Origin of the sequence: Epilithonimonas caeni DSM 17710, from assembly GCF_000426465.1 — a bacterium.
Taxonomy (GTDB): domain Bacteria; phylum Bacteroidota; class Bacteroidia; order Flavobacteriales; family Weeksellaceae; genus Epilithonimonas; species Epilithonimonas caeni.
The window spans coordinates 112604-138522 of the sequence record NZ_AUFK01000014.1 but is presented as its reverse complement, the minus strand read 5'-3'; the positions used below and the strand labels follow the sequence as shown (position 1 = coordinate 138522).

General features: G+C 37.5%; 35 protein-coding genes. 32 read left to right on the top strand and 3 right to left on the bottom strand.

Annotation, left to right across the window (positions count from 1 at the left end; all coding sequences use genetic code 11):
• Nucleotides 1–78: 78 nt before the first annotated feature.
• On the bottom strand, nt 79–3444 hold the full coding sequence (locus tag K319_RS0108795) for a methylmalonyl-CoA mutase family protein (RefSeq protein WP_027383329.1): 3366 nt from the start codon (nt 3442–3444) through the stop codon (nt 79–81).
• Nucleotides 3445–3671: 227 nt separating this feature from the next.
• Nucleotides 3672–5306 (bottom strand): T9SS type A sorting domain-containing protein, encoded by a 1635-nt coding sequence (locus K319_RS0108790; protein WP_027383328.1) that lies wholly within the window; start codon nt 5304–5306, stop codon nt 3672–3674.
• A 99-nt stretch (nt 5307–5405) separates the two neighbouring features.
• Here K319_RS0108790 and K319_RS0108785 point away from each other — a divergent pair, with 99 nt between their 5' ends.
• Nucleotides 5406–6998, top strand: a complete 1593-nt coding sequence (locus K319_RS0108785) for a glycosyltransferase family 39 protein (protein WP_027383327.1) — start codon at nt 5406–5408, stop codon at nt 6996–6998.
• A gap of 38 nt (nt 6999–7036) precedes the next feature.
• On the opposite strand, the gene K319_RS0108780 is transcribed toward K319_RS0108785, so the two are convergent.
• Complete coding sequence (locus K319_RS0108780; RefSeq protein ID WP_027383326.1) at nt 7037–7513, bottom strand: Dps family protein; 477 nt, start codon at nt 7511–7513, stop codon at nt 7037–7039.
• A 229-nt stretch (nt 7514–7742) separates the two neighbouring features.
• On the opposite strand from K319_RS0108780, the gene rpsL reads away from it, so the two are divergent.
• The 31 genes from rpsL (at nt 7743) to rpsK (ending at nt 25914) form a co-directional block, all read left to right on the top strand.
• Entirely contained in the window at nt 7743–8156 is a 414-nt protein-coding gene (gene rpsL, locus K319_RS0108775) for a 30S ribosomal protein S12 (protein WP_027383325.1), read from the top strand.
• Between the two features lie 23 nt (nt 8157–8179).
• Nucleotides 8180–8656 (top strand): 30S ribosomal protein S7, encoded by a 477-nt coding sequence (rpsG, locus tag K319_RS0108770; protein ID WP_027383324.1) that lies wholly within the window; start codon nt 8180–8182, stop codon nt 8654–8656.
• A 6-nt stretch (nt 8657–8662) separates the two neighbouring features.
• Nucleotides 8663–10780, top strand: a complete 2118-nt coding sequence (gene fusA / locus K319_RS0108765; RefSeq protein ID WP_027383323.1) for an elongation factor G — start codon at nt 8663–8665, stop codon at nt 10778–10780.
• Nucleotides 10781–10797: 17 nt separating this feature from the next.
• On the top strand, nt 10798–11103 hold the full coding sequence (gene rpsJ / locus K319_RS0108760; protein ID WP_002661363.1) for a 30S ribosomal protein S10: 306 nt from the start codon (nt 10798–10800) through the stop codon (nt 11101–11103).
• A 244-nt stretch (nt 11104–11347) separates the two neighbouring features.
• Entirely contained in the window at nt 11348–13576 is a 2229-nt protein-coding gene (locus tag K319_RS20060; protein ID WP_051230545.1) for a zinc-dependent metalloprotease, read from the top strand.
• A gap of 101 nt (nt 13577–13677) precedes the next feature.
• Nucleotides 13678–14130 (top strand): low affinity iron permease family protein, encoded by a 453-nt coding sequence (locus K319_RS0108750; protein WP_027383322.1) that lies wholly within the window; start codon nt 13678–13680, stop codon nt 14128–14130.
• Nucleotides 14131–14345: 215 nt separating this feature from the next.
• On the top strand, nt 14346–14972 hold the full coding sequence (rplC, locus tag K319_RS0108745; RefSeq protein WP_027383321.1) for a 50S ribosomal protein L3: 627 nt from the start codon (nt 14346–14348) through the stop codon (nt 14970–14972).
• Nucleotides 14963–15592, top strand: coding sequence for a 50S ribosomal protein L4 (gene rplD, locus K319_RS0108740; RefSeq protein WP_027383320.1), 630 nt, complete (start codon nt 14963–14965; stop codon nt 15590–15592). The genes rplC and rplD overlap by 10 nt, the downstream gene beginning before the upstream one ends.
• Before the next feature lie 3 nt (nt 15593–15595).
• Nucleotides 15596–15886: a 50S ribosomal protein L23 gene (rplW, locus tag K319_RS0108735; RefSeq protein ID WP_027383319.1), complete on the top strand. Its 291-nt coding sequence runs from the start codon at nt 15596–15598 to the stop codon at nt 15884–15886.
• Between the two features lie 19 nt (nt 15887–15905).
• Nucleotides 15906–16727 carry a 50S ribosomal protein L2 gene (gene rplB, locus K319_RS0108730; RefSeq protein WP_027383318.1) on the top strand — a complete coding sequence of 274 codons (822 nt, stop codon included), beginning with the start codon at nt 15906–15908 and terminating at the stop codon, nt 16725–16727.
• A 2-nt stretch (nt 16728–16729) separates the two neighbouring features.
• Entirely contained in the window at nt 16730–17008 is a 279-nt protein-coding gene (gene rpsS / locus K319_RS0108725; protein WP_027383317.1) for a 30S ribosomal protein S19, read from the top strand.
• Between the two features lie 2 nt (nt 17009–17010).
• Entirely contained in the window at nt 17011–17406 is a 396-nt protein-coding gene (rplV, locus tag K319_RS0108720) for a 50S ribosomal protein L22 (RefSeq protein ID WP_027383316.1), read from the top strand.
• Nucleotides 17407–17414: 8 nt separating this feature from the next.
• Nucleotides 17415–18152, top strand: a complete 738-nt coding sequence (rpsC, locus tag K319_RS0108715) for a 30S ribosomal protein S3 (RefSeq protein ID WP_027383315.1) — start codon at nt 17415–17417, stop codon at nt 18150–18152.
• Between the two features lie 78 nt (nt 18153–18230).
• On the top strand, nt 18231–18656 hold the full coding sequence (rplP, locus tag K319_RS0108710; RefSeq protein ID WP_027383314.1) for a 50S ribosomal protein L16: 426 nt from the start codon (nt 18231–18233) through the stop codon (nt 18654–18656).
• Nucleotides 18657–18667: 11 nt separating this feature from the next.
• Nucleotides 18668–18853 (top strand): 50S ribosomal protein L29, encoded by a 186-nt coding sequence (gene rpmC, locus K319_RS0108705; RefSeq protein ID WP_027383313.1) that lies wholly within the window; start codon nt 18668–18670, stop codon nt 18851–18853.
• A gap of 12 nt (nt 18854–18865) precedes the next feature.
• Nucleotides 18866–19120, top strand: coding sequence for a 30S ribosomal protein S17 (gene rpsQ, locus K319_RS0108700; protein ID WP_027383312.1), 255 nt, complete (start codon nt 18866–18868; stop codon nt 19118–19120).
• 2 nt (nt 19121–19122) lie between these two features.
• Complete coding sequence (gene rplN, locus K319_RS0108695; RefSeq protein ID WP_027383311.1) at nt 19123–19491, top strand: 50S ribosomal protein L14; 369 nt, start codon at nt 19123–19125, stop codon at nt 19489–19491.
• Between the two features lie 18 nt (nt 19492–19509).
• Nucleotides 19510–19830, top strand: coding sequence for a 50S ribosomal protein L24 (rplX, locus tag K319_RS0108690; RefSeq protein WP_027383310.1), 321 nt, complete (start codon nt 19510–19512; stop codon nt 19828–19830).
• An 11-nt stretch (nt 19831–19841) separates the two neighbouring features.
• On the top strand, nt 19842–20393 hold the full coding sequence (rplE, locus tag K319_RS0108685; protein WP_027383309.1) for a 50S ribosomal protein L5: 552 nt from the start codon (nt 19842–19844) through the stop codon (nt 20391–20393).
• Nucleotides 20394–20396: 3 nt separating this feature from the next.
• Nucleotides 20397–20666 carry a 30S ribosomal protein S14 gene (gene rpsN / locus K319_RS0108680; protein WP_027383308.1) on the top strand — a complete coding sequence of 90 codons (270 nt, stop codon included), beginning with the start codon at nt 20397–20399 and terminating at the stop codon, nt 20664–20666.
• 127 nt (nt 20667–20793) lie between these two features.
• The gene (gene rpsH, locus K319_RS0108675) at nt 20794–21192 is read left to right on the top strand and encodes a 30S ribosomal protein S8 (RefSeq protein ID WP_027383307.1); all 399 of its coding nucleotides are present in this window, start codon (nt 20794–20796) and stop codon (nt 21190–21192) included.
• Nucleotides 21193–21210: 18 nt separating this feature from the next.
• Nucleotides 21211–21756, top strand: a complete 546-nt coding sequence (rplF, locus tag K319_RS0108670) for a 50S ribosomal protein L6 (protein ID WP_027383306.1) — start codon at nt 21211–21213, stop codon at nt 21754–21756.
• Between the two features lie 11 nt (nt 21757–21767).
• Nucleotides 21768–22121 carry a 50S ribosomal protein L18 gene (gene rplR, locus K319_RS0108665; protein ID WP_027383305.1) on the top strand — a complete coding sequence of 118 codons (354 nt, stop codon included), beginning with the start codon at nt 21768–21770 and terminating at the stop codon, nt 22119–22121.
• A gap of 18 nt (nt 22122–22139) precedes the next feature.
• Nucleotides 22140–22658 (top strand): 30S ribosomal protein S5, encoded by a 519-nt coding sequence (gene rpsE, locus K319_RS0108660; protein ID WP_027383304.1) that lies wholly within the window; start codon nt 22140–22142, stop codon nt 22656–22658.
• 14 nt (nt 22659–22672) lie between these two features.
• Nucleotides 22673–22849 (top strand): 50S ribosomal protein L30, encoded by a 177-nt coding sequence (rpmD, locus tag K319_RS0108655; protein ID WP_027383303.1) that lies wholly within the window; start codon nt 22673–22675, stop codon nt 22847–22849.
• 80 nt (nt 22850–22929) lie between these two features.
• On the top strand, nt 22930–23379 hold the full coding sequence (gene rplO, locus K319_RS0108650) for a 50S ribosomal protein L15 (RefSeq protein WP_027383302.1): 450 nt from the start codon (nt 22930–22932) through the stop codon (nt 23377–23379).
• 10 nt (nt 23380–23389) lie between these two features.
• Nucleotides 23390–24769 (top strand): preprotein translocase subunit SecY, encoded by a 1380-nt coding sequence (gene secY, locus K319_RS0108645; protein WP_027383301.1) that lies wholly within the window; start codon nt 23390–23392, stop codon nt 24767–24769.
• 8 nt (nt 24770–24777) lie between these two features.
• Nucleotides 24778–24993 carry a translation initiation factor IF-1 gene (infA, locus tag K319_RS0108640; protein WP_027383300.1) on the top strand — a complete coding sequence of 72 codons (216 nt, stop codon included), beginning with the start codon at nt 24778–24780 and terminating at the stop codon, nt 24991–24993.
• Between the two features lie 10 nt (nt 24994–25003).
• Entirely contained in the window at nt 25004–25120 is a 117-nt protein-coding gene (gene rpmJ / locus K319_RS21330; protein WP_007839480.1) for a 50S ribosomal protein L36, read from the top strand.
• A gap of 14 nt (nt 25121–25134) precedes the next feature.
• The gene (rpsM, locus tag K319_RS0108635; protein WP_027383299.1) at nt 25135–25512 is read left to right on the top strand and encodes a 30S ribosomal protein S13; all 378 of its coding nucleotides are present in this window, start codon (nt 25135–25137) and stop codon (nt 25510–25512) included.
• A 12-nt stretch (nt 25513–25524) separates the two neighbouring features.
• On the top strand, nt 25525–25914 hold the full coding sequence (gene rpsK / locus K319_RS0108630; protein ID WP_027383298.1) for a 30S ribosomal protein S11: 390 nt from the start codon (nt 25525–25527) through the stop codon (nt 25912–25914).
• Nucleotides 25915–25919 lie beyond the last annotated feature (5 nt).

Below are 25919 nucleotides of genomic sequence, written 5' to 3'. Positions count from 1 at the left end.
ATTTTTTGTAAAAATACAAAAAAACCTCAAAGAATTTCTTTGAGGTTTGATTTTAAATAATTGGCTGGCGACCTTCGTCTACATATTTCTACGATACTTACCTCCCACTTCAAACAAAGCATTGGTAATCTGCCCAAGAGAACAATATTTCACGGCATCCATCATTACCTCGAATAAGTTTTGCTGGTTGATTGCTGCGTGTTGAAGTTTTCTTAATGCTTCTTCAGATCTGTTTTCATTAGCTTTTTGGAAGTTGTGTAAAGTCTCAATCTGAGCTTGTTTTTCCTCTTCAGTAGAACGGATAACTTCTCCCGGAAGTACGGTTGGTGAACCGTCTTTTCCTAAGAACGTATTTACCCCGATGATCGGATACTCTCCGGTATGTTTCAACCATTCGTAATGCATGGATTCTTCCTGGATTTTTGAACGTTGATACATCGTTTCCATCGCACCCAACACACCACCTCTTTCTGTGATTCTATCAAATTCTGCATAAACAGCTTCCTCTACAAGATCCGTTAATTCTTCAATAATAAATGACCCTTGAAGCGGATTTTCGTTTTTCGCTAGACCTAATTCTTTATTGATAATCAGCTGAATCGCCATTGCTCTTCTTACAGACTGCTCAGTCGGAGTGGTAATAGCCTCGTCATAAGCATTGGTGTGCAATGAGTTACAGTTGTCATAGATAGCGTAAAGCGCCTGTAAAGTCGTTCTGATATCGTTGAAATCAATTTCCTGAGCGTGAAGTGAACGTCCTGAAGTCTGTATGTGATATTTCAACATCTGGCTTCTTTCGTCGGCTCCGTATTTCAATTTCATTGCTTTTGCCCAGATTCTTCTCGCCACACGCCCGATTACTGAATATTCAGGGTCGATACCGTTGGAGAAGAAGAAAGATAAATTCGGTGCAAAATCATTGATGTCCATTCCTCTTGACAAATAATATTCAACATATGTGAAACCGTTTGCCAAGGTAAATGCCAACTGAGAAACAGGATTGGCACCCGCTTCTGCAATGTGATATCCTGAGATAGAAACAGAGTAGAAGTTTCTTACTTTTTCTTTAATGAAATATTCCTGAACGTCACCCATTAATCTCAAAGCAAATTCAGTGGAGAAAATACAAGTGTTTTGAGCCTGATCTTCTTTTAAAATATCCGCCTGAACGGTTCCACGAACTGTTGCGATGGTTTTAGCTTTAATTTCAGCATAAGCTTCTGCAGGAATAATTTCGTCTCCAGTGATTCCTAATAATTTCAAACCTAAACCATTGTTGGAAGGTGGAAGTTCTCCGTTATATTTTGGTCTTGCTAAACCTTTATCATCGAATTTTGCTTTTAAAACTTCCTCAACTTTAGATTCTAAACCATTTTCAACGATATATTTTTCAACGTTTTGGTCGATCGCTGCATTCATAAAGAAAGCAAGCAACATCGGAGCAGGTCCGTTGATCGTCATTGAAACAGAAGTCATGGCATTTACCAGATCAAATCCAGAATATAGTTTTTTAGCATCATCTAATGTTGCAATAGAAACTCCCGCATTTCCGATTTTACCATAAATATCCGGTGGTAAGGCTGGATCCTGTCCATATAATGTAACCGAGTCAAAGGCGGTAGACAAACGTTTTGCAGGCATTTCTGCAGAAACGTAATGGAATCTTCTGTTGGTTCTTTCAGGTCCTCCTTCTCCTGCGAACATTCTTGTTGGATCTTCTCCTGTTCTTTTGAAAGGGTAAATTCCTGCGGTGTAGGGGAAGCTTCCCGGAAGGTTTTCCTGACCTTTCCACTTAATCAGGTCACCCCAATCATTGTATTTTGGTAAAGCAATTTTTGGAATTCTTAGGTGGGATAAAGATTCTGTTGAGGTTTCAACTTTAATTTCTTTTCCTCTTACGAAATAGGAGTAAAACTCTTCATGGAAGGCTTTTTTCGTATCATCCCAAGATTTCAGGAAGTCGATATTTTCCTGTTGAAGTTCTTTTTCTGCCTTTTGATATTCGGCGTCTAAAGTTTCATTGGAAAGAAAATTTTTCACTCCTTCAATATGATACATTTTTCTCGCCAGCTCAGCCTGTTTTTCTACATTGGCATCATATTGTCTGTTGTTTTCAACGATTTCAGATAAATAACGAACTCTTTTTGGAGGGATAATTGTTACTTCTTCCGTAATTTCCTGTTCGACAAATGTTTGAAACTGAGGAGCATTGTCACCCTGAGCCTGTCGAAGGGTTTCGTTTACTTTGGAAACCAATCTGTTGTACAATTCCGTCGTTCCGTGGTCATTGAACTGAGATGCTTTTGTTGCATAAACCGGCATTTCATCCAATTGCTTATCCCATAATAAATGATTTCTCTGGAACTGTTTTCTTACGGCTTGAAGCGCGTCAAGAGCGCCTCTTTTGTCAGATTTATTTAAAGCAACTAAATCCGCATAGTCTAGCATATCGATTTTTTCCAACTGTGTTGAAGCTCCATATTCAGGAGTCATCACGTACATGGAAACATCTGCAAAATCAGAAACTTCCGAACCTGATTGTCCGATACCTGATGTTTCAAGGATAATAACATCAGGATGAGCCAATTTTAAAACATTCAAAGCAGAATGAATGAACGGAGAAACAGAAACGTTGTTCTCTCTTGTCGCCATCGAACGCATATAAACTCTAGGATCATTGATCGCATTCATACGGATTCTATCACCTAAAAGTGCACCTCCGGTTTTCTTTTTTGAAGGGTCAATCGAGATGATGGCAATTTTTTTATCTGTATTGGAACGTAGGAAACGTCTTACCAATTCGTCTGTTAATGAAGATTTCCCAGCTCCACCCGTACCAGTGATACCGATGATGGGAATGTTCAGGTCTTTCGATTTTTCATCAATCGCTTTTACCAATTCTGGTTTTTCTTCTGAAAAGTTTTCTACTGCCGAAATGATTTTTGCAATGCTTGTAGAATTTTCAAAACTGATAGAATCCAAATCGCTTGCTTCAACATCCTTTCCGGTTGCAAAATCTGATTTTTTTACCAAATCATCAATCATTCCCTGAAGACCAAGTTCACGACCATCGTCAGGAGAATAGATTCTGTCGATTCCATAAGCCATGATATCTTCGATTTCTTCCGGTAGAATTACACCACCACCGCCACCGAAAATTTTGATTTGCGGCGAGTTTTTTTCTCTTAAAAGGTCGTAGATGTATTTAAAATATTCGTTGTGACCACCTTGATAAGACGTTAAAGCAATTGCGTTCGCATCTTCCTGAATTGCAGTATTTACAACTTCCTCTGCAGATTTGTCGTGGCCAAGGTGAATGACTTCGCATCCCGTTCCCTGGATGACACGGCGCATAATATTGATCGCAGCATCGTGACCATCAAACAATGAAGCTGCGGTTACGATTCTTACCTTATTTTTAGGGGTATATTTTTGGGTTTCCATTCTTAATTATCGATAGGTCTCAAAGATAATATTTTTTGTGAAATGGAAAATAGACGGAAGATGATAGACTGATAGATAATAGATTTTTTGCTAAATCTAAATTTGAAGACACCACTTAATAGCCCCGATAGTAGCGGCATCCTTTTTTGAGTGAGGCGGCGGAGCGCAGCGAAGCCGACCGAGCGAAAAAAAGATACAGCGGATAGCGGGATCAAGCTCCTGAAAAATTACTGTTTGATGAACTTGAAGTTTTTGTTCCCTTCCTGTGTTTTGATGATCAACATATAAACGCCGCTTGGAAGTTTTGAAACATCGATTTTCGATCTGGTTTCTGAAAGCATTTGTTTACCGCTGAAATCATAGATATGAACTTTTTGGATGTCATATTTTGAACTTACGATATGAAGATGATCAGACGTTGGGTTTGGGTAAATGTTGAAATATTTAGAAGATTCTGCTGTACCCAGAACTTTTACCAAAGAAATTGGCTCTCTGAAAAGTGACAAGTCAAATACAACAGAATTATTTAAAACAGAATAAGTGTAAGCTTCGGCCGTATAAGTGGCATAATCTGATTCGTCAACACTGTTGAAGCTGAGGTCTGTTGTAGTGATATTCATCTTTTGGTCCAGGTTTTTGAACCAAGTGAAAGTATATTCGCTCCCAGAAAGCGATTGTTCCAGTTTGGCAGGCTGCCCGATAACGCCTAGAACTTCTTTTTCTCCATCATAACGCTGAGGTGAATAGTTGAGCTCTGTCTGCTCATTATAGTCAACAATGTAATTGGATAGCTGGTTTTTGTTAAATCGGTTGTTACTAAGATGTGTTATTTCCGGCAATTTGTCATCGAGGTCGCCAGAGAGCTGATTGCTATTGAGATTCAGCATCAATAGTTTTGGCATTCCCAAAAATTCTGAAGGGATATTGCCCGACAATAGATTGTTGTTCAGGAACAATTGCTGAAGGACCGGAAGTCCTGCCAATATAGAAGTCCCTCCTGAGATCTTATTTCTTCCAAGATTCAGGGTTTGAAGTTTTTTCAACAAAGAAACTTGAGAAGGTATCTGTGAGAATTGATTGCTTTCCAAAGAAAGCCATTCCAAGTTTATCAATGTCGATAATCCGGAGGTGTTTTGCTCAGTTAAATTATTGTTGCTCAGGTCAAGACTGGTAAGTTGTGTCAGTAAGGTAACCTGAGTTGGGATTTGTGTTAAAGAATTGCCTGAAAGCGAAAGAGAGGTCAGCTTTGAAAGCCCGGCGATATTGCCGTAAGCATTTGCCAAAATTGGATTGTTGTCCAGGGTAAGGCTTTCAAGATTTGAGAAGGTGGTGATTCTTGCCGGGATGCTTTGAAGTCCGAGGTTAGCAATGTTAAGACTTTTGATATTATTAAAACTTTGTAATAATCCATTGACATCTGGGATTGTAAAGCTATTACCACCCAAAGCGAGATCTTGGACATTGAAAAATCCTGTCAAGGAATTGGTAGGATCGCCGTTTAATCTGTTGTTGCTGATATCCAGCTTGGTCAAGGAACTTAATGAGGAGATTCCCATTGGAACCTCTCCTGAGAGCTGATTGTTACTAAGGTCTAGCTTGGTAAGATGGGTAAGTGATGAGACAAATGTCGGGAAAGCACCTTTCAGGGCATTGCCTGTAAGGTTGAGCTCATCAACCACGCCATTTTTTATAGAGACCCCGAACCACGTTTTGGGATCCTTTTCCAAGTCCCATGCTCTGTTCCAGTTTTCGCCATCTGTAGAATTATATATACTTACAAGTGCATTTCTTTCCGCATTGGAGATGCTCCACTGAGAGAATAAGAAATTGGAAATCAATAAAAAGAATAGAATTTTTTTCAAATCTGTGTGAAATTAAAGAGCAAATATAATCGATAATCGAATTAGTTAATGTATTTTCTAAAAATTTAATGATTATTTTCGCAAGCAAAAATGAAAACTATGCGCAGATACCTGTATTTTTTGATTATATTATTTACTTTTATATTAGGATTTTATTTTTACCTGGCATATAGCAATCTCTCTGGAAGTGTATTTATATATCCGTTAGATGATGCCTATATTCATCTTTCTCTTGCAAGGAATTTTGCTGAAAACGGAGTCTGGGGTGTCAATCCCGGTAGCTTCGATAGTGCATCATCATCTATTCTATATACGCTTGTACTTAGCGTATTGATAAAATTATTTGGAGATAGTATTTATTATCCTCTAATTGTCAATGTTGTTGCGGGTTATGCCACGGTCTATTATACTTACAAATATTTTCGTGATTTTTACGGAAAGAATGAGGTTCTATGGGGATTGATTTTGCTTATTCCCTATTGTCAACTTTGCTATATGGTACTTATAGGGATGGAGCAGACCTTGCATATTCTTCTAACTGTCATGATGCTTTATTATCTTGTAAAGAATCTGAGATCTGGTTTTGCTAACTATGATTGTATTAAATTATTTTTTGTTTCAATACTATTCGGAGCAGTAAGGTTTGAGAGTATGTTTTTTATTTCAATTTTAGCATTTTTACTATTGTTAAGGAAAAATTGGAAAGAGGGTCTGATGGTTTTTTTTGCCGGATTTTTACCAATAATTATTTTCGGGATTTTTTCAGTTAGAAGTGGCGGTTATTTTTTTCCAAACTCACTTCTGATGAAAGGAAATTATCCGGAGTCTAATTTTTTGGTAAGTGTTTGGAATATTTTCAAAAATGGGATCTTACTTAATGTTTCTTTTTATAAATTGTTTTTAGCGCCGTTTCTTATTCTGTTCTTCTACTTTTTATCAAAGTATAAAACTTTTGAATGGAGAAAATTAATCAATGATGAAATTGTCGCCATCACTGTTTTAGGAACAATTGTTTTGCATAGTCTTTTTGCTGTGATACGTTATAGATACGAAAGTTATCTTATGGCTGCTTTAGTTTTAATTATTATCCCGGTCGTTGTTGCTTTTTTCAAACAAAAACAAGTGAATGGAAAATTTTCTTTATATAAGAAGCTTATTTTGGGTTCATTCTCAGTAGTATTATTGTATAGCATTTATATCAGTATATTTAATTATAAGGTTGTTAAATATGCTTCAAAAAATATAGAAGAACAACAGATAGAAATGGCCAGATTTTTATACCGTTTCTATCCAAATCAGAAAATTGTAGCCAATGATATCGGGGCGATCTCTTATTTTTCCAATGTCGAAATATTTGACATTGCGGGCTTAGCTTCTACCAATGTTGCAGGTTTCTATCTTGAAAACAAGCATCTGGATATAAAGGTCTTTGAAAAAAAATACCACGATTATATGTCGGGAATTATTAGGAAAAATAAATTCCGAGTGGCGGTTATCTATCCGGCATGGTTTCCAGATGGCGTTCCATCGGATTGGATTCCGGTTGTGTCATGGACAATTAAGAAAAAAATGGGAGTTGCCGATCAGACAGTTGTTTGGTATGCTGTTAATGAAAAAGAAGCAAATATCCTTTGGCAAAATCTTAAAAAATTCGATCTTAATAACAATGTTGAGAAACATTATTATAAATGAAAAAAATCCTGCTTCCGATAGCAGGATTTTTTGATGTTCTATTTGCCAAGATAAGAATTGTACATCCAGACCTCTTTTTCCTGTTCTGTGATGTAGTCACTCATTTGGGAATTGGTTCCCTCGTCACCTGCTTCGTCTGTAATGTCGAGAAGCTCCCGTTGTAGATCGATCACGACTTTGAAAGAATTAAGGATGATTTCTACGCTTTTGTTTCCATCGCTTACCTCTTTGCTTTCCTTGATGGTGGAAACTTTCAAATAATCTGAATAATTATGGTCGGGAGTTGCACCTAAGGTCAGGATCCTTTCCGCAATCTCATCGATTTTCAAAACAAGACTGTTGTAAAGTTCCTCGAATTTGGGATGAAGGGTGAAGAATTGCTCTCCTTTTATATTCCAGTGTGAACCTCTCGTGTTTTGATAAAAAACAGAATAGTTGGCCAAAAGGATATTCAGTTTTTCGGAGATTTTTTTACAGTCTGCTTCTTTCAGTCCGATCAATGTCGCATTTTTCATAGTTCTTGTAATTTTATAATTAATGAATTGAATTTTTTTAAATTAATAAGCATTATTTGTGATTCGGTAATTATCAATAATCTTTCCAAAAATAGTATTCTTAAAATGATTTTCATAAAAAGTGATGAAGAATAATATTGGAAAATTCTATCACAAATTAATTTTTCATAACTACTTGTAGATTAAAAAATTATTCATATTTTTGCACCCTAAAATAAAAAGCAATTAAATGCCTACTATTCAACAATTAGTTAGAAAAGGAAGAGTCGCACTTACCAAGAAGAGTAAATCGGCTGCCCTTGATTCTTGTCCACAAAGACGAGGTGTATGTACGAGAGTATATACTACCACTCCTAAGAAACCTAACTCTGCACTTAGAAAAGTTGCAAGGGTAAGACTTTCAAACGGTAAAGAAGTCAACGCTTATATCCCGGGCGAAGGACATAATCTTCAAGAGCACTCGATAGTATTGGTACGCGGAGGAAGGGTGAAAGACCTACCGGGAGTACGTTATCACATCGTAAGAGGAGCACTGGACACTGCGGGTGTTAGTGGAAGAACTCAGAGAAGGTCCAAGTATGGAGCTAAGAGACCAAAACCAGGTCAGGCAGCTGCAGCACCAGCTAAAGGAAAGAAAAAGTAATCATTAAATAAGGTACAGAAACAATGAGAAAGACAAAAGCGAAAAAAAGACCGTTGTTACCAGATCCAAAGTTTAATGATCAATTGGTAACTAGATTCGTAAACAACTTGATGCTTGACGGTAAGAAGTCAATCGCATTCAAAATATTCTATGATGCATTGGATATCGTGGAAACTAAAAAAGGAGATACGGAAAAAACTTCATTAGAAATCTGGAAAGATGCATTGACAAACGTTATGCCTCACGTAGAAGTACGTTCCAGAAGAGTAGGTGGGGCCAACTTCCAGATCCCGATGCCGATCAGAGCTGATAGAAAAATTTCTATGGCAATGAAATGGTTGATCAAATATTCTAAGGCTAGAAATGATAAGTCCATGGCTTTGAAATTGGCTAACGAAGTTGTAGCTGCTTCAAGAGAAGAAGGTGCTGCTTACAAGAAAAAGAGTGATACTCACAAAATGGCGGAAGCTAACAAAGCGTTTTCACACTTTAAATTCTAATCTGAAATGGGAAGAGATCTTAAATTTACAAGAAATATTGGTATTGCTGCTCACATTGATGCAGGTAAGACTACCACTACAGAAAGGATTTTATTCTATACAGGTGTAAACCACAAAATTGGTGAAGTTCACGATGGTGCTTCTACAATGGACTGGATGGAGCAGGAAGCAGAAAGAGGTATTACAATTACTTCTGCTGCAACTACTTGTTCTTGGAACTTTCCAACAGACCAAGGAAAAACTTTACCAGAAACTAAACCTTACCACTTCAACATCATTGATACACCGGGACACGTTGACTTCACAGTAGAAGTTAACAGATCTTTGAGAGTATTGGATGGATTGGTATTCCTTTTCTCTGCAGTAGATGGAGTGGAGCCACAGTCTGAAACAAACTGGAGACTTGCTGACAACTACAAAGTTGCTAGAATGGGATTCGTAAACAAAATGGACAGACAAGGTGCTGACTTCCTTAATGTGGTAAACCAGGTTAAGACGATGTTGGGATCTAATGCAGTTCCAATCGTTTTACCAATCGGTTCAGAAGAGGACTTCAAAGGTGTAGTTGACTTAATTAAAAACAGAGCGATCATATGGGATGAAGCAGGACAAGGAGCTACTTTCGAGGTAGTGCCAATTCCTGAGGACATGAAGGCTGAAGTTCTGGAATATAGAGAGAAATTAGTAGAAGCTGTTGCTGACTACGATGAGACTTTGATGGAGAAATTCTTCGAAGATCCAGATTCTATCTCTGAAGAGGAAATCAACGAAGCTCTTAGAAAAGCGACTATCGATCTTTCTATTATCCCAATGACTTGTGGTTCTTCATTCAAGAATAAAGGAGTACAGTTTATGCTGGATGCAGTATGTAAATACTTGCCATCTCCATTAGATAAAGATGATATCAAAGGTACTGACCCAAGAACTGATGCTGAGATCACAAGAAAACCATCTGTAGATGAGCCTTTCGCTGCTCTAGCGTTTAAGATTGCTACTGACCCGTTCGTGGGAAGATTAGCATTCTTCAGAGCTTATTCTGGAAGACTGGATGCTGGTTCTTATATCTTGAACACTCGTTCAGGAGATAAAGAAAGAATCTCAAGAATCTATCAGATGCACGCTAACAAGCAAAACCCGGTAGAATATATTGAAGCTGGTGATATTGGTGCTGCTGTTGGATTCAAATCTATAAAAACTGGTGATACAATGTGTGACGAGAAAAACCCGATCGTTCTAGAATCAATGGTTTTCCCTGATCCGGTAATTGGTATCGCTGTTGAGCCTAAAACTAAAGCTGACCAGGATAAAATGGGTAACGCTCTAGCTAAATTGGCTGAAGAAGATCCTACATTTACTGTAAGAACAGACGAAGCTTCTGGACAAACGATCATCTCTGGTATGGGTGAGCTTCACTTGGATATCATTGTAGACCGTATGAAGAGAGAGTTCAAAGTTGAAGTAAACCAAGGACAACCTCAGGTAGAGTACAAAGAAAACTTAACAAAAGTTGCCAGCCACAGAGAGGTTTACAAAAAGCAATCTGGAGGTAAAGGTAAATTTGCTGACATTGTATTTGAACTAGGACCTGCAGACGAAGGTAAAGTTGGTTTAGAATTCATCAATGAGATCAAAGGGGGTAACGTTCCTAAGGAATTTGTTCCTGCAATTGAAAAAGGCTTTAAAGCTGCAATGAAAAACGGTCCTTTGGCTGGTTTCGAAGTTGAAGGTATTAAAGTTGTTCTTAAGGATGGATCTTTCCACGCGGTGGATTCTGATGCTCTTTCCTTTGAAATGGCTGCTAAATTAGGATTCAAAGAAGCGGGACGTGCTGCTAAGCCAGTGATTATGGAACCTATTATGAAATTGGAGGTTGTAACTCCGGAAGAATATATGGGTAACATCATTGGTGACCTTAACAAGAGAAGAGGAACAATCAGTGGACAGGAAGAAAAGAACGGTGCCGTTGTTATCAAAGGTTCAGTTCCATTGTCTGAGATGTTTGGATATGTAACTACTCTAAGAACACTTTCATCAGGAAGAGCTACTTCTTCTATGGAATTAGAGAAGTATCAGGCTACTCCGCAAAACGTTGCTGAAGATATCATTGCTAAAGCAAAAGGTTAATTTTTAAAGTACAAGAAATGTCACAAAGAATCAGAATAAAATTAAAATCTTACGATTACAACTTGGTAGACAAGTCTGCTGAGAAGATCGTAAAAACGGTAAAGGCTACTGGTGCTGTTGTAAACGGACCAATTCCATTGCCTACGAACAAGAGGATCTTCACTGTGTTGAGATCTCCGCACGTAAACAAGAAAGCTAGAGAGCAGTTTCAATTATCAGCTCACAAGAGATTGATGGATATCTACTCTTCCTCTTCTAAAACTGTTGATGCTCTAATGAAATTAGAACTTCCTTCAGGAGTTGACGTAGAAATTAAAGTGTGATAATTCACATTTTGCTATGATAGTAAATCCCTTTTCGAAAGAAGAGGGATTTTTTTGTTCATATTGGAATGCTAAAAAAATTAAGACAGCTTAAAAAAAACTTAAATAATTTATTTGATAAATTTATTAAAAACACTTTTTTGAATAGATAAATTAAATCAAATTGTTAAAATTTTAAATTTTTTTTTGAAATAATAAAATAATCGCAATAAAATATTACATTTGTCGCCTTAATTTTAAAAATATGAAGAAAGTTTTATCACTAGCGTTGATTTCAGCATCCTTAGCTGGAATTGCGCAAACCGGAAAGTTGTGGAAAAGAACATCTTTCTCAAACAGATCCGCTATTGAAGAAAATATGCGGTTTCTTAAAAATCCAAATTTGTACTCCCTGGATCATACAGGATTGAAAGAGGCTTTGAAAGGAGCTCCGAAAAGCACTGATCATATAAATTCCAAAATCATTTTAAGTTTTCCAAATTCTGAGGGTGAATTTGAAGATTTCAGGATCTATGAAAAATCAAATTTTGAACCAGCATTGCAGGAGAAATATGCTGACATCCGATCCTATGTTGGTGAAAGCGTATTTGGAGACTCGAAAATCTACTTTAGTGTTTCTCAATTTGGTTTATCTACAATGGAAATGCATAGCGATAGGACCGTTGATATCATAGAGCCATACACGGCAGACCTGTCTTCTTATGTTGTTTTCAAAAGAACAGATGATAAAGGTATTGCGAAAGAATTTGAATGTAAAGTTCCTAATCTTACAAAAAGGAATTCCGATAACGTAGATGGAAAGAGTGCTGATGATGGACTGCTAAGAACATACAGATTGGCGTTGTCTTGTACGGGAGAATATGGTGCCTGGGCAGGGTCGGTAGCCAATGCTTTAGCTAGAATGAATAATACAATGACACGTGTAAATGGTGTTTTTGAAAGTGAATTTTCCATTCATTTGAACCTAATTGCTGAGGAAGAAAATATCATTTTTACAAGTGCAAGCACGGATCCATATTCGGCAGCGGCTACAGGAGCTGCTGGAGCTTGGAATAACGAGCTTAAGGCTGTTTTAATGGGAACAACTTATGGTATTGGAGATGCTAAATATGACATTGGGCATTTGTTTGGACGTTCTGGTGGAGGTGGTTCTGCCGGGTGTATAGGATGTGTGTGCGATAGCAGTAATACATATGACTCAACTTACCAGTGGTATAAGCATAAGGGACAGGGATTTACTTCCCCGGGAAGTGGTACACCTGTTGGAGATAATTTTGATATAGATTATGTGGCACACGAGATGGGCCACCAATTTGGAGGATGGCATACTTTTACACATGGGGCAGAAGGTAACCCGTCACAAATGGAGCCTGGTTCCGGTTCTACGATCATGGGATATGCCGGGATTACTGCTAAAGATGTTCAGGCACATTCTGATGCTTATTTCCATGCTGCTTCGATCAGGGATATAACGAATTATATGAAAACTACACTAGGGAATTGCTCGGTAAATACCTCTAACGGGAATACTGCCCCTGTTGCAAACGCCGGAGCGGATTATACAATTCCGAAAAGTACTCCTTTTATGTTAACAGGCTCCGCAACTGATGCTAATGGGGATAGTCTTACTTATGATTGGGAGCAGTTTGATCTTCAAAACTCATCAACAACAAATCCAACGGCAACAAAAACTTCGGGCGTTAATTTCAGGTCTTATTTGCCGACAACTTCTCCAACAAGATATTTTCCTAATATGACAACTGTTTTGACCGGTGCACTTTTCACTGCTGCTACAGAATTAAATGTAGAATACCTTCCAAGTGTTGCAAGAACGCTTAATTTCAGACTGACCGTGAGGGATAATAAAACAGGAGGAGGAGCTAATGGTTATGATGATATGAAAGTTACAGTCAATGAGGCTTCTGGCCCATTCAAAGTAACGGCTCCCAACACTGCGGTTAGTTATGCTGGTGCAAGTACACAGACAGTAACTTGGGATGTAGCTTCTACTACTGCATCACCAGTCAGTTGTGCCAATGTTGACATCCTGATCTCTACGGATGGTGGCACTACTTGGTCGACTTTGGCAACTTCGGTACCTAATGATGGCTCCGAATCTGTTATTCTTCCAAATCTGGATACAACAACTGCAAGAATTATGGTAAAAGCTAACGGAAATATTTTCTTCGATGTTTCGGATGCGAACTTTACAATTACAAAAACCAATTTGGCAGTATCGGATGTTAATACAAAATCCGTTCAGATTTATCCAAATCCTGTAAAAGATGTACTGAATGTTTCTAATGCTTCTCCTTCTTCATCTTACGAGATTTTCAATACTGCAGGTCAGATCGTTTCCAAGGGAACTTTGTCAACGGGCAAGGTTTTGGTTAACAGACTAACGAAGGGCGTTTACTTTATCAACATAGATAATAATGGAATTGTAGTTAAAACTAAATTTGTAAAAGATTAGTGATTCTAATATAATAACTATCAAGAAAAAGGTCTCCACTTTGGAGGCCTTTTTTCTTTTTATGATGAAATGTTTATTTAATTAACTTTGGAAATAAAAAAATGAATAATAAAAATCTTTTTGAGAAATTCTCAAATTGGGCAACCAATTTTACTGGGAGTTCATCTGCTTTCATAGGATCAGTCCTGATAGTTGTGATCTGGGCGGTCACAGGTCCTGTTTTCCACTATTCGGAAACGTGGCAATTGGTGATCAATACAGGAACCACCATTATTACCTTTCTTATGGTTTTTCTGATTCAAAAAGCACAGAATAAAGATAGTAAAGCCATCCAATTGAAACTTAACGAATTGATAGCGGCAAACAAACAAGCAAGCAACAGGATGGTGGATATAGAAGATCTCACAGAGAAAGAGTTGGATCAGCTTCATCAATATTTTGTGAAGATCGCGGAACTATCCAAGCAAGCTGAGAATATTCATAAATGCTACTCTATAGATGCAGCCGAGAGTAAGCATAAAAGCAAATATCAGAATAAAAATCAGGAATTATAAATATATTACTCAAACACCGATTCTAAAATAGATATTCTGCTAAAATCTCGTAACTCACAAATTATCAAATAATTTCCGAATATTTATTTGTCAATATAAAAAATATTCATAAATTTGCACACTCATTTTAGGGAAGGAGTATGCCTATTTCAGACATAGAATATTACAAACACCACTAAAATGCTAAGTTTTAATATAATAGATATATATAAATAATGTCAGGTATTATTGGTAAAAAGATCGGTATGACATCTTTGTTTGACGAAGCTGGGAAGAATATTCCTTGTACAGTTATTCAGGCTGGTCCATGCGCGGTTTTACAGGTCAGAACCGAAGAGGTTGACGGATACGTTGCCGTACAACTAGGTTTCGATGACAAGAGTGAGAAGAACGTTGGTAAAGCGTTAGCTGGTCATTTCAAAAAGGCTGGTTCAACTCCTAAGGCTAAGTTGGTAGAATTCAGAAATGCATTCGAGCACGAAGTGAAGATAGGAGACAAAGTGGAAGTTAGCATGTTTGCAGAAGGTGAGTATGTGGATGTGACTGGAACTTCTAAAGGTAAAGGTTTCCAAGGTGTTGTTAAAAGACACGGTTTTGGAGGTGTAATGCAGGCAACTCACGGACAGCACAACAGGCTTAGAGCTCCAGGTTCTATCGGTGCTGGGTCGGATCCTTCTAGAGTATTCAAGGGGATGAGAATGGCTGGAAGAATGGGAGGTGAGCAGGTTACTGTTCAGAACCTTCAAGTGTTAAAAGTGGATGAAGAACAAAATCTTTTAGTAGTAAAAGGTGCTGTTCCGGGAGCTAAAAATTCTTATGTAATTATCAAGAAATGGAACTAGTAGTATTAAATACATCAGGAAAAGAAACCGGAAGAAAAGTAACTCTAGACGAAACAGTTTTCGGAATTGAGCCAAATCAGCATGCGGTTTACTTAGAGGTTAAACAATATCTTGCTGCACAAAGACAAGGTACTCATAAATCAAAAGAAAGAAGCGAAATTACTGCTTCTACAAGAAAGCTTAAAAAGCAAAAAGGTTCAGGTTCTGCAAGATATGGTGATATCAAGTCGCCAACTTTCAAAGGTGGAGGTAGAGTTTTTGGTCCAAAACCAAGAGACTACAGATTCAAATTGAACAAAGCGCTTAAAAGATTGGCTAAAAAATCTGTTCTTTCTCAAAAATTGAGAGATAACAGTATCAGAGTTGTAGAGAATTTGACTTTCGAAGCTCCTAAGACCAAAGAATTCATCACATTGTTGGATGCTTTGACTCTTACAGGTAAGAAATCATTGTTCGTACTTCCTGAGGCTAACAAGAATGTATATTTATCTTCAAGAAACTTGCCTAAGACAAGAGTATTGAATTATAACGAGATTTCTTCTTATGATTTGATCAACGCAGGTGAGATTATCTTCTTAGAAGATGCAGTAGAAAAATTTCAGGAAAACTTAAAGAAATAGATCATGTCACTTATTATTAAACCAATTATTTCGGAAAAAGCAAACTATCTTACAGATCTAAGAGGTGCTTATTCTTTCTTGGTTGCCCCAAAAGCAAACAAGATCCAGATCAAAGGTGCTATAGAGGCAGCTTACGGTGTAAAAGTAGCGGACGTTAGAACCATGATCTATGCGCCTAAAGTTTCTGCTAAGCATACAAAAAAAGGACTTCAAGTTGGAAAGACCAATAAATTGAAAAAAGCTGTGGTAACATTGGCTGCTGGAGAAGTTATTGATATTTTCGCAACAAATTAATTAATTATAAATAATAGTAATGTCTGTTAGAAAATTAAAACCTATCACCCCGGGACAGAGATTCAGAGTTGTAAATAACTTTGAGGAAATTACTACCAACAAACCAGAGAAATCTCTGACAGTTGGTATTAAAAAGTCAGGTGGACGTAACCAAACTGGTAAAATGACCATGCGTTACACCGGCGGTGGACACAAAAAGAAATACAGAATTATCGACTTCAAAAGAAACAAGCATGATGTTGAAGCTACGGTAAAAACTGTAGAGTACGATCCGAACAGAACTGCATTTATTGCTCTATTGGAGTATGCAGACGGAGAAAAGAGATATATCATCGCTCCAAACGGTATCAAAGTTGATCAGAAAGTTGTTTCTGGAGAAAGCGTTGAGCCTAATGTAGGTAATGCAATGAAACTGAAAAACATTCCTTTGGGAACTGTTATCTCTTGTATTGAAATGAAACCGGGACAAGGTGCTATCCTTGCAAGAAGTGCTGGTTCTTCTGCTCAATTGACTTCCAGAGACGGAAAATATGCAATCGTTAAATTGCCTTCAGGAGAATCCAGAATGATCCTTACTGAGTGTTATGCAATGGTTGGGTCTGTTTCTAACTCAGATCATCAGTTAACGGTATCAGGTAAGGCTGGTAGAAGCAGATGGTTAGGTAGAAGACCAAGAACAAGACCAGTAGTTATGAACCCAGTTGATCACCCAATGGGAGGTGGTGAAGGACGTTCTTCCGGAGGTCACCCAAGATCTAGAAACGGTAAACCGGCTAAAGGTTACAAAACTAGAAAGAAAAACAAAGCGTCTAACCGTCATATCATATCTAAACGTAAATAATTATGGCAAGATCACTTAAAAAAGGACCATTTATTCATCATACTTTAGATAAAAAGGTTCAGGCAAATGTAGAGTCTGGTAAGAAGACTGTAATCAAAACATGGTCTAGAGCATCTATGATTTCTCCAGACTTTGTAGGACAAACTATCGCTGTACACAACGGGAAATCTTTTATCCCGGTTTATGTTACAGAAAACATGGTTGGTCACAAGTTAGGCGAATTTTCTCCGACAAGATCTTTCAGAGGTCACGGTGGTAACAAAAATAAAGGAGGTAGATAATCATGGGATCAAGAAAAAGAGAAAGTGCATTAGCACGTAAAATAGCAAACCAAGATGTGGCAAAAGCGTTACACAACGATTGCCCTTCTTCTCCTAGAAAAATGAGATTAGTTGCTGATATCATTAGAGGAGTAGAGGTGGAGAAAGCTTTGTCTATTCTAAAGTATTCAAAGAAAGGTGCTTCTGAGAAATTAGAAAAAGTATTACTTTCTGCAATTGCTAACTGGCAAACTAAAAACGAAGGTGCTGACATCGAAGAAGCCAACCTTATCGTTAAAGAAATATTTGTAGATAGTGCAAGACAATTGAAGAGACTAAGACCTGCTCCACAAGGTAGAGGTTATAGAATCAGAAAAAGATCAAACCACATTACATTAATCTTAGGTACTAAAAATTAATTCAAGGTATGGGACAGAAGACAAATCCAATTGGTAACAGATTAGGTATCATCAGAGGATGGGATTCTAACTGGTTTGGTGGTAAAAACTACGGTGATAGAATCGCTGAGGATTACAAAATCAGAAGATACCTTGAAGCAAGATTATCTAAAGGTGGTATTTCAAAAATATTTATAGAAAGAACACTTAAATTAGTAACTGTAACGATCACAACTGCTAGACCGGGTTTAATTATCGGGAAAGGTGGACAGGAAGTTGACAAGCTAAAAGAGGAATTGAAGAAATTGACTGGAAAAGATATCCAGATCAATATTTTCGAGATCAAGAGACCTGAGTTAGATGCAGTATTGGTTGCTGACAGCATCGCTAAGCAAATCGAAAACCGTATCTCTTACAGAAGAGCTGTGAAAATGGCAATCGCTTCTACAATGAGAATGGGTGCTGAAGGTATCAAAGTTCAGATCTCTGGAAGGTTGAACGGAGCAGAGATGGCACGTTCTGAAAACTTCAAGGAAGGAAGAATACCTTTATCTACTTTCCGTGCAGATATCGATTATCACATCGGTGAAGCATTGACTCAATACGGTAAGCTAGGTGTTAAAGTTTGGATCATGAAAGGAGAAGTGTACGGTAAAAGAGACCTTACTCCACTTGTGGGACAGCAGAAAAAAGCGCCGGCTGGAGGTAGAAACGAGAGAAACGACAGAGGAGAAAGAGGCGACAGAAAACCAAGAAGAAATAATTAATAAAATTTTAGAGGATAGTTTTTAAATGACCGTTACTTTTTTAAAATCTAAATTCTAAAATCTAAAATTTAAGAAATTATGTTACAACCAAAAAGAACCAAATTCCGTAGAGTTCATAAGATGAAAATGAAGGGGATTGCTCAAAGAGGTAATCAACTTGCTTACGGAACTTTCGGAATCAAAGCTACAGAGGGAGCTTGGGTTACTGCAAGACAAATTGAAGCTGCTCGTATCGCCGCTACAAGATATATGAAAAGAGAAGGTCAACTATGGATCAAGATCTTCCCGGATAAACCAATTACCAAAAAACCAGCGGAAGTACGTATGGGTAAAGGTAAAGGTGCTGTGGAATATTGGGTAGCTGTAGTGAAACCAGGTAAAATTATGTTCGAAGTTGGTGGAGTACCTTATGATGTGGCAAAAGAAGCACTTAGGCTTGCTGCTCAAAAGTTACCGATCGTTACCAAGTTCGTAGTTGCAAATGATTTCGTTAAACCTCTATAATCTCTATTAAAATGAAAAAAGCTGACATCAAAAATTTAAGCGTAGAGGATATCAAAGTTCAATTGGCTGACGCTAAAGCTAACTATTCAAAATTGAAATTAGCGCACAGAATTAGCCCTGTTGAAAATCCGATTCAGATCAGAGATTTGAGAAAAACGATCGCAAGACTTAACACAGAATTAACTAACAAACAATAATTCCTTTTTACAATGGACAGAAATTTAAGAAAAGAACGTATTGGAGTAGTTTCCAGCAATAAAATGGAAAAGACTATTGTTGTTAGTGAAACTACGAGAGTAAAGCATCCAATGTACGGTAAATTCGTTTTGAAAACGAAAAAATATACTGCACATGATGAGAACAACGAGTGCACAGAAGGAGATACAGTTTTGATTACTGAAACTAGACCTTTGAGCAAAAGCAAAAGATGGAGATTAGTAAGAATCATTGAAAAAGCTAAGTAATAATGTTACAAACAGAATCAAGATTAAAAGTTGCTGATAACACAGGTGCAAAAGAAGTACTAGTTATCAGAGTTCTAGGAGGAACTAGAAGAAGATATGCTTCAGTTGGTGATAAAATCGTTGTTACTATCAAAGATTCTACACCATCAGGAAACGCAAAAAAAGGTCAAGTATCTAAAGCAGTAGTAGTAAGAACTAAAAAAGCGGTCAGAAGAAAAGATGGATCTTACATCAAGTTCGAAGACAACGCTTGTGTATTGCTAAACGCTGCCGGAGAAATGAGAGGAACTCGTGTTTTCGGACCAGTTGCCCGTGAGTTGAGAGACAAAGAATATATGAAGGTTATTTCATTAGCTCCTGAAGTACTTTAATTTTAAAATTTTAAGAAAATGACAAAAGTTAAAATAAAAAGAGGAGACAACGTCATCGTTACTACCGGAAAAAATAAAGGGAGTAAAGGTGAAGTTCTTGAAGTGATCAAAAAAGAAGGAAAAGATCCTAGAGTTATCGTTGCAGGTATCAATATTGTTAAAAAACATACTAAACCATCTGCACAAAACCCTCAGGGTGGAATCGTTGAAAAGGAAGCTTCACTACATATTTCCAATGTATCACTAGTTGACAAAAGCGGAAAAGCGACTAAAGTTGGATACAAAGTAGATGGTGATAAAAAAGTAAGAGTTGCTAAAACAACCGGTGAAACTTTATAATTTAAATTACAATGGAATATATAGTAAGACCAAAACAACAATATAAAGACAAGATTGTTCCTGCAATGATGGAAGAATTTGGGTACAAATCTGTAATGCAGGTTCCTAAATTATTGAAGATCGTTGTAAGCCAAGGACTTGGTGCAGCTGTTCAGGACAAAAAGATCGTTGACTATGCTGTAGAAGAATTAACTGCTATCACTGGACAAAAAGCTGTTGGTACTTTATCTAAAAAAGATGAAGCTGCTTTCAAACTAAGAAAAGGAATGCCGGTCGGAGCTAGAGTTACTCTTAGAGCTGATAAAATGTATGAGTTCCTGGACAGATTGACGTCTTCTGCTTTACCAAGAATTAGAGATTTTTCTGGGATTAAAGCTGAAGGTTTCGACGGAAGAGGTAATTATAACTTAGGAATCACTGAGCAAATTATCTTCCCAGAGATCGTTATCGATAAAGTGAAGAAAATCCAGGGGATGGACATCACTTTCGTAACTTCTGCTAACACAGATAAAGAAGCAAAAGCGTTATTAACTCACTTCGGTTTACCTTTCAAAAAGAACTAAGAAATGGCTAAAGAATCAATGAAAGCGCGTGAGCGCAAAAGAGAAGCTACTGTAGCTAAATATGCTGAAAAAAGAAAAGCTTTGAAAGAAGCTGGAGATTATGAAGCATTACAAAAATTGCCTAAAAATGCTTCTCCTGTAAGATTACACAACAGATGTAAATTGACAGGAAGACCAAGAGGATATATGAGAACATTCGGTATTTCCAGAGTAACTTTCCGTGAAATGGCTAACAATGGTCTTATCCCAGGAGTTAAAAAAGCTAGTTGGTAAGCAATTAAAAAAATCGAGGCAATTAAGTTGTTGAGATACTAAAGATAGAGATGTCATTTTTTTGATATCTCTATCTTCAAGTCTTTTCAATACTGGTTGCCATTAACCAATAATTTAAAACAAAGAAATGGTAACAGATCCAATTTCAGATTTCCTAACAAGAGTAAGGAACGCACAAAGCGCAGGCCACAAAGTGGTGGAAATTCCTGCATCGAAAATCAAAAAAGAGATCACTAAGATTCTTTTCGACCAAGGTTATATCTTGAACTACAAGTTCGAGGATAATGCAGTTCAAGGAGCTATCAAGATCGCTTTGAAGTATGACAAGCAAACGAACAAACCAGCTATCAAGTCTATCCAGAGAGCTTCTAGACCAGGTCTTCGCCAGTACAAAGGTTCAGAAGAACTTCCAAGAGTACTTAACGGACTAGGCGTAGCTATCATCTCTACTTCTAAAGGAGTAATGACAGATAAAAAAGCTAGACAGGAGAAAGTAGGAGGTGAAGTAATTTGCTACGTATATTAATTTTTTAAAACAAGGAAAATGTCAAGAATTGGTAAAGCAATTATAGAAGTTCCTGCTGGTGTTACAGTTACTGAGAAAGATGGTGTTGTAACAGTTAAAGGTCCAAAGGGTGAATTAACTCAGGAGCTTACAGGTGGAATCAGCTTCTCACAAGAAGACGGTGTACTTACGTTCACGCGTCCTTCTGACTCAAAAGAACACAAGGCGCTTCATGGTTTATATAGAGCACTTGTCAACAATATGATTGTTGGTACTTCTACAGGATTCACTAAGCAATTAGAGCTTGTTGGAGTTGGATACAGAGCATCTCACAATGGCCAAAGATTAGAGTTGGCCCTTGGATTTTCTCACGGTATCGTATTGGAGCTTCCGAAAGAAGTTACATTGGATACATTGACTGAAAAAGGGAAAAACCCGATCATTACATTATCTTCTTACGATAATCAACTTCTTGGAATGGTGGCTGCGAAGATCAGATCTTTCAGAAAACCTGAGCCTTACAAAGGAAAAGGTGTTAAATTCGTGGGTGAAATCATCAGAAGAAAAGCCGGTAAATCTGCATAAAATTTAAGAAAATGGCATTAACAAAAGTTGAAAAACGAATCAGAATCAAAAGAAGAGTAAGAGGGAAGATTTCAGGATCTGCATCATTACCAAGATTATCTGTATTCAAAAGCAATAAGGAGATCTACGCACAATTGGTAGATGACAAAGAAGGAAAAACATTAGTAGCTGCTTCTTCTAGAGAGAAGGGAGTAGATGCTAAAGGAACGAAAACAGAAGTATCTGCGGCTGTAGGGAAAGCTATTGCAGCTAAAGCTAAAGCAGCAGGTATCGAGAATGTTGTATTTGATAGAAATGGTTTCGTATACCACGGTAGAGTGAAAGCTCTTGCTGACGGTGCTAGAGAAGCTGGTCTTAAATTCTAATTTTAAAATCTAGAAAACATGGTAGATAGTAATATAGAAAGAGTTAAACCTGGAGGATTAGAATTAAAAGATCGTCTGGTTGCTGTTAACAGAGTAACTAAAGTAACCAAAGGTGGTAGAGCATTCGGTTTTTCTGCAATTGTTGTTGTAGGAAACGAGGATGGGATTATCGGATACGGACTAGGTAAATCTAAAGAAGTAGCTTCTGCAATTGCTAAAGCAGTAGAAGATGCTAAGAAAAACTTGGTAAAAGTTCCGGTGATCAATCATACAATTCCTCACCAGACTTCTGCAAGATATGGTGGTGCTGATATCTTCTTGAGACCAGCATCTCATGGTACAGGACTTATCGCCGGTGGTGCGGTAAGAGCGGTACTAGAATCTGCAGGTGTGCATGACGTATTGTCAAAATCTAAAGGTTCTTCTAACCCGCACAATGTTGTGAAAGCTACTTTCAACGCATTGTTGGATATCAGAAGACCAGAAGAGATCGCAAGAATGAGAGGAGTTTCTCTAAGTAAAGTGTTTAACGGTTAATAATCAATATAGCAATGGCAACAATCAAAGTAAAATTAGTTAGAAGTGCTATTAATCGTTCTAAGACTCAGAAAAGAACACTTGAAGCACTAGGATTTAAGAGACTTCAACAAGTTGTAGAACACGAAGCAACTCCTTCTATTTTAGGAATGATCGCTTCTGTAAGTCACTTATTAGAAGTTCAGAAATAAGACAATAGACATAGAGAAAAGAGATTATGTTCAGTAGTCTCTTGTCTCTTATCTTTTAAATCTATAATCTCAATACAACAATGAATTTAAATAATTTAAAACCATCAACTGGCTCTACATTCAGTACGAAAAGAATTGGTAGAGGACAGGGAAGCGGATACGGTGGTACTTCAACAAAAGGACATAAAGGTCAAAAAGCGAGAGCTGGTTATTCTCAGAAGATCGGTTTCGAGGGTGGACAGATGCCTTTGCAAAGAAGACTTCCAAAATTTGGTTTCAAAAATATTAATAGAAAAGAGTTTAGAGCAATCAATCTCGATACTATCCAAACTTTGATCGATACTAAAAACATTACTGGTGATATCACTAGAGATGTCTTAGTAGAAAATGGTCTGGCTTCTAAAAACGAATTGGTAAAAATCCTTGGTAGAGGTGATTTGAAATCTGGTGTTTCTATCTCTGCTGATAAATTTACTAAATCCGCTGAAGAAGCGATCAACAAAGCAGGAGGTAAAGCAATTACTCTTTAATTAATAACTAATGAAAGAATTTATACAAACACTTAAAAACATTTGGAGTTTAAAAGAGCTTAGAGATAAAATTATCTTGACGCTTTCTTTGGTCCTTGTGTATAGATTCGCATCTTATGTTTCTCTTCCGGCTATTAATACAGCTGAAGTAGGAAACTTATTACAACATTACCAAAATCAAGGCGGGAACCAACAAGGGGCCGGCCTTTTGGGTTTATTGTCATCTTTTACAGGTGGGGCTTTTAGCCGTGCTTCTATTATGGCATTGGGAATCATGCCTTATATTTCGGCATCTATCATTGTACAGTTGATGGGAATGGCTATTCCTTATCTTCAAAAGTTACAGAAAGATGGTGAAAGTGGAAGAAATACATTGAACCAAATTACCAGATGGTTGACTATCGGAGTTTGTCTTGTACAGGCACCTTCTTATTTGACATCTGTGACGCAATATTTCTTACCTTATTCACAGTTTGCATCAGCATATTATATCGATCCGGCATCTCTTATGTTCTGGTTGCCAAGTATCATTATTTTGGTAGCAGGGTCTGTATTTGCAATGTGGCTGGGAGAGAAGATTACGGACAAAGGTATTGGTAATGGTATTTCTATTTTGATCATGGTAGGTATCCTTGCGGATCTTCCGACTGCTTTTTATCAAGAAGTTCTTACACAGAACGGTAAAGGTGGATTAGGAAGCATCATGATATTAGTAGAAGTTGTATTCTGGCTGTTGGTAATTCTTTTGGCTATTATCTTATCGGTAGCAGTTAGAAAGATACCAATTCAGTATGTAAGTAGAGCCCAGGCTAGAGGAGGTGTAAGCAGAAACCTGATGGAAGGTGCTAGACAGTGGATTCCTTTGAAAGTGAATGCCGCAGGTGTAATGCCGATCATCTTTGCACAGGCATTGATGTTTGTTCCGGGATTACTTACAAAAGTTGACGAATCAAATACGTTTTTGGCAGGTTTCAAGAATGTTTTTAGCTGGCAATACAACGTATTGTTCGCATTATTGATTATAATTTTCTCATTTTTCTATACAGCAATTACCATTCCTGTAAATCAGATGGCTGATGATCTAAAGCGTAATGGTGGGTTGATTCCGAAGGTAAGACCTGGAAAAGAAACGGCTGATTATCTGGATGATATTTTATCAAAAATAACCTTGCCAGGTGCAATATTTTTGTCTATCTTTGCAGTCCTTCCGGCAATAGTGCACGGAGCGTTTGTTCAGACAGATAGATTTGCTCTCTTTTTTGGGGGAACATCGTTGTTAATCATGGTTGGGGTTATCCTGGATACCGTCCAACAGATTAATACATATCTGCTGAACCATCATTATGACGGGTTGATGCAATCTAAATTATCAAGATCATCAAACTATTAATAGGATAAATGGCTAAACAGAAACATATAGAACAAGACGGCGTGATCACGGAAGCACTTTCCAACGCGCAGTTCCGTGTAGAGCTAGAGAATGGGCATGTTTTGATTGCCCATATTTCTGGTAAAATGAGAATGCATTATATAAAACTCTTACCTGGAGACAAGGTAAGACTCGAACTCTCTCCTTATGACTTGACTAAAGGGAGAATAACTTTTAGATATTAAAATTAACAAAATGAAGGTTAGAGCATCTATCAAAAAAAGAAGTGCTGATTGCAAGATTGTACGCAGAAAAGGTGTGCTTTTCGTGATCAACAAGAAGAACCCTAAATTTAAACAAAGACAAGGTTAAGAACCAATTAAATTATGGCGAGAATTTCAGGTATTGATTTACCAAAGAACAAAAGAGGCGTTATCGGTCTTACTTACATCTACGGTGTTGGAAGAAGTACTGCTTCAGAAATTTTGAAAAACGCTGGAATCAGCGAAGACAAGAAAGTCAACGAATGGAATGACGATGAATTGGCTGCAATCAGAGGTTATATCTCAGAAAACGTAAAAGTTGAAGGAGAATTGCGTTCTGAAGTGCAATTGAACATCAAGCGATTGATGGACATAGGATGCCAACGAGGAATACGTCACAGACTAGGACTACCTTTAAGAGGCCAGAGAACGAAAAACAACTCTAGAACCCGTAAAGGAAAGAGAAAAACAGTTGCTAACAAGAAAAAAGCAAGTAAATAATCGTTAGGAATTATGGCAAAACAAACTAAAGTAGTTAAAAAAAGAAAAGTAAAAGTTGAGGCTATTGGTGAGGCGCATATTCAAGCTTCTTTCAATAACATCATCATTTCTTTAACAAATAAAGCAGGAGAGGTTATCTCTTGGGCTTCTGCCGGTAAAATGGGTTTCAGAGGTTCTAAAAAGAATACTCCATTCGCAGCTCAAATGGCTGCAGAAAACTGTTCTCAGGTAGCTTTCGAAGCTGGTCTTAGAAGAGTTAAGGTGTTTGTAAAAGGTCCAGGTGCCGGTAGAGAGTCTGCAATCAGAACTCTGCACAATTCTGGTATCGAAGTAAGCGAGATCGTTGATGTGACGCCTATGCCTCACAACGGATGTAGACCACCTAAAAGAAGAAGAGTTTAATTTTT

Excerpts from the sequence above, each read along its gene's own strand:
- K319_RS0108795 (WP_027383329.1), bottom strand. The coding sequence starts at position 3,444 with ATGGAAACCCAAAAATATACCCCTAAAAATAAGGTAAGAATCGTAACC.
- K319_RS0108785 (WP_027383327.1), top strand. The coding sequence starts at position 5,406 with ATGCGCAGATACCTGTATTTTTTGATTATATTATTTACTTTTATATTA.
- K319_RS0108780 (WP_027383326.1), bottom strand. The coding sequence starts at position 7,513 with ATGAAAAATGCGACATTGATCGGACTGAAAGAAGCAGACTGTAAAAAA.
- rpsL (WP_027383325.1), top strand. The coding sequence starts at position 7,743 with ATGCCTACTATTCAACAATTAGTTAGAAAAGGAAGAGTCGCACTTACC.
- rpsG (WP_027383324.1), top strand. The coding sequence starts at position 8,180 with ATGAGAAAGACAAAAGCGAAAAAAAGACCGTTGTTACCAGATCCAAAG.
- fusA (WP_027383323.1), top strand. The coding sequence starts at position 8,663 with ATGGGAAGAGATCTTAAATTTACAAGAAATATTGGTATTGCTGCTCAC.
- rpsJ (WP_002661363.1), top strand. The coding sequence starts at position 10,798 with ATGTCACAAAGAATCAGAATAAAATTAAAATCTTACGATTACAACTTG.
- K319_RS20060 (WP_051230545.1), top strand. The coding sequence starts at position 11,348 with ATGAAGAAAGTTTTATCACTAGCGTTGATTTCAGCATCCTTAGCTGGA.
- K319_RS0108750 (WP_027383322.1), top strand. The coding sequence starts at position 13,678 with ATGAATAATAAAAATCTTTTTGAGAAATTCTCAAATTGGGCAACCAAT.
- rplC (WP_027383321.1), top strand. The coding sequence starts at position 14,346 with ATGTCAGGTATTATTGGTAAAAAGATCGGTATGACATCTTTGTTTGAC.
- rplD (WP_027383320.1), top strand. The coding sequence starts at position 14,963 with ATGGAACTAGTAGTATTAAATACATCAGGAAAAGAAACCGGAAGAAAA.
- rplW (WP_027383319.1), top strand. The coding sequence starts at position 15,596 with ATGTCACTTATTATTAAACCAATTATTTCGGAAAAAGCAAACTATCTT.
- rplB (WP_027383318.1), top strand. The coding sequence starts at position 15,906 with ATGTCTGTTAGAAAATTAAAACCTATCACCCCGGGACAGAGATTCAGA.
- rpsS (WP_027383317.1), top strand. The coding sequence starts at position 16,730 with ATGGCAAGATCACTTAAAAAAGGACCATTTATTCATCATACTTTAGAT.
- rplV (WP_027383316.1), top strand. The coding sequence starts at position 17,011 with ATGGGATCAAGAAAAAGAGAAAGTGCATTAGCACGTAAAATAGCAAAC.
- rpsC (WP_027383315.1), top strand. The coding sequence starts at position 17,415 with ATGGGACAGAAGACAAATCCAATTGGTAACAGATTAGGTATCATCAGA.
- rplP (WP_027383314.1), top strand. The coding sequence starts at position 18,231 with ATGTTACAACCAAAAAGAACCAAATTCCGTAGAGTTCATAAGATGAAA.
- rpmC (WP_027383313.1), top strand. The coding sequence starts at position 18,668 with ATGAAAAAAGCTGACATCAAAAATTTAAGCGTAGAGGATATCAAAGTT.
- rpsQ (WP_027383312.1), top strand. The coding sequence starts at position 18,866 with ATGGACAGAAATTTAAGAAAAGAACGTATTGGAGTAGTTTCCAGCAAT.
- rplN (WP_027383311.1), top strand. The coding sequence starts at position 19,123 with ATGTTACAAACAGAATCAAGATTAAAAGTTGCTGATAACACAGGTGCA.
- rplX (WP_027383310.1), top strand. The coding sequence starts at position 19,510 with ATGACAAAAGTTAAAATAAAAAGAGGAGACAACGTCATCGTTACTACC.
- rplE (WP_027383309.1), top strand. The coding sequence starts at position 19,842 with ATGGAATATATAGTAAGACCAAAACAACAATATAAAGACAAGATTGTT.
- rpsN (WP_027383308.1), top strand. The coding sequence starts at position 20,397 with ATGGCTAAAGAATCAATGAAAGCGCGTGAGCGCAAAAGAGAAGCTACT.
- rpsH (WP_027383307.1), top strand. The coding sequence starts at position 20,794 with ATGGTAACAGATCCAATTTCAGATTTCCTAACAAGAGTAAGGAACGCA.
- rplF (WP_027383306.1), top strand. The coding sequence starts at position 21,211 with ATGTCAAGAATTGGTAAAGCAATTATAGAAGTTCCTGCTGGTGTTACA.
- rplR (WP_027383305.1), top strand. The coding sequence starts at position 21,768 with ATGGCATTAACAAAAGTTGAAAAACGAATCAGAATCAAAAGAAGAGTA.
- rpsE (WP_027383304.1), top strand. The coding sequence starts at position 22,140 with ATGGTAGATAGTAATATAGAAAGAGTTAAACCTGGAGGATTAGAATTA.
- rpmD (WP_027383303.1), top strand. The coding sequence starts at position 22,673 with ATGGCAACAATCAAAGTAAAATTAGTTAGAAGTGCTATTAATCGTTCT.
- rplO (WP_027383302.1), top strand. The coding sequence starts at position 22,930 with ATGAATTTAAATAATTTAAAACCATCAACTGGCTCTACATTCAGTACG.
- secY (WP_027383301.1), top strand. The coding sequence starts at position 23,390 with ATGAAAGAATTTATACAAACACTTAAAAACATTTGGAGTTTAAAAGAG.
- infA (WP_027383300.1), top strand. The coding sequence starts at position 24,778 with ATGGCTAAACAGAAACATATAGAACAAGACGGCGTGATCACGGAAGCA.
- rpmJ (WP_007839480.1), top strand. The coding sequence starts at position 25,004 with ATGAAGGTTAGAGCATCTATCAAAAAAAGAAGTGCTGATTGCAAGATT.
- rpsM (WP_027383299.1), top strand. The coding sequence starts at position 25,135 with ATGGCGAGAATTTCAGGTATTGATTTACCAAAGAACAAAAGAGGCGTT.
- rpsK (WP_027383298.1), top strand. The coding sequence starts at position 25,525 with ATGGCAAAACAAACTAAAGTAGTTAAAAAAAGAAAAGTAAAAGTTGAG.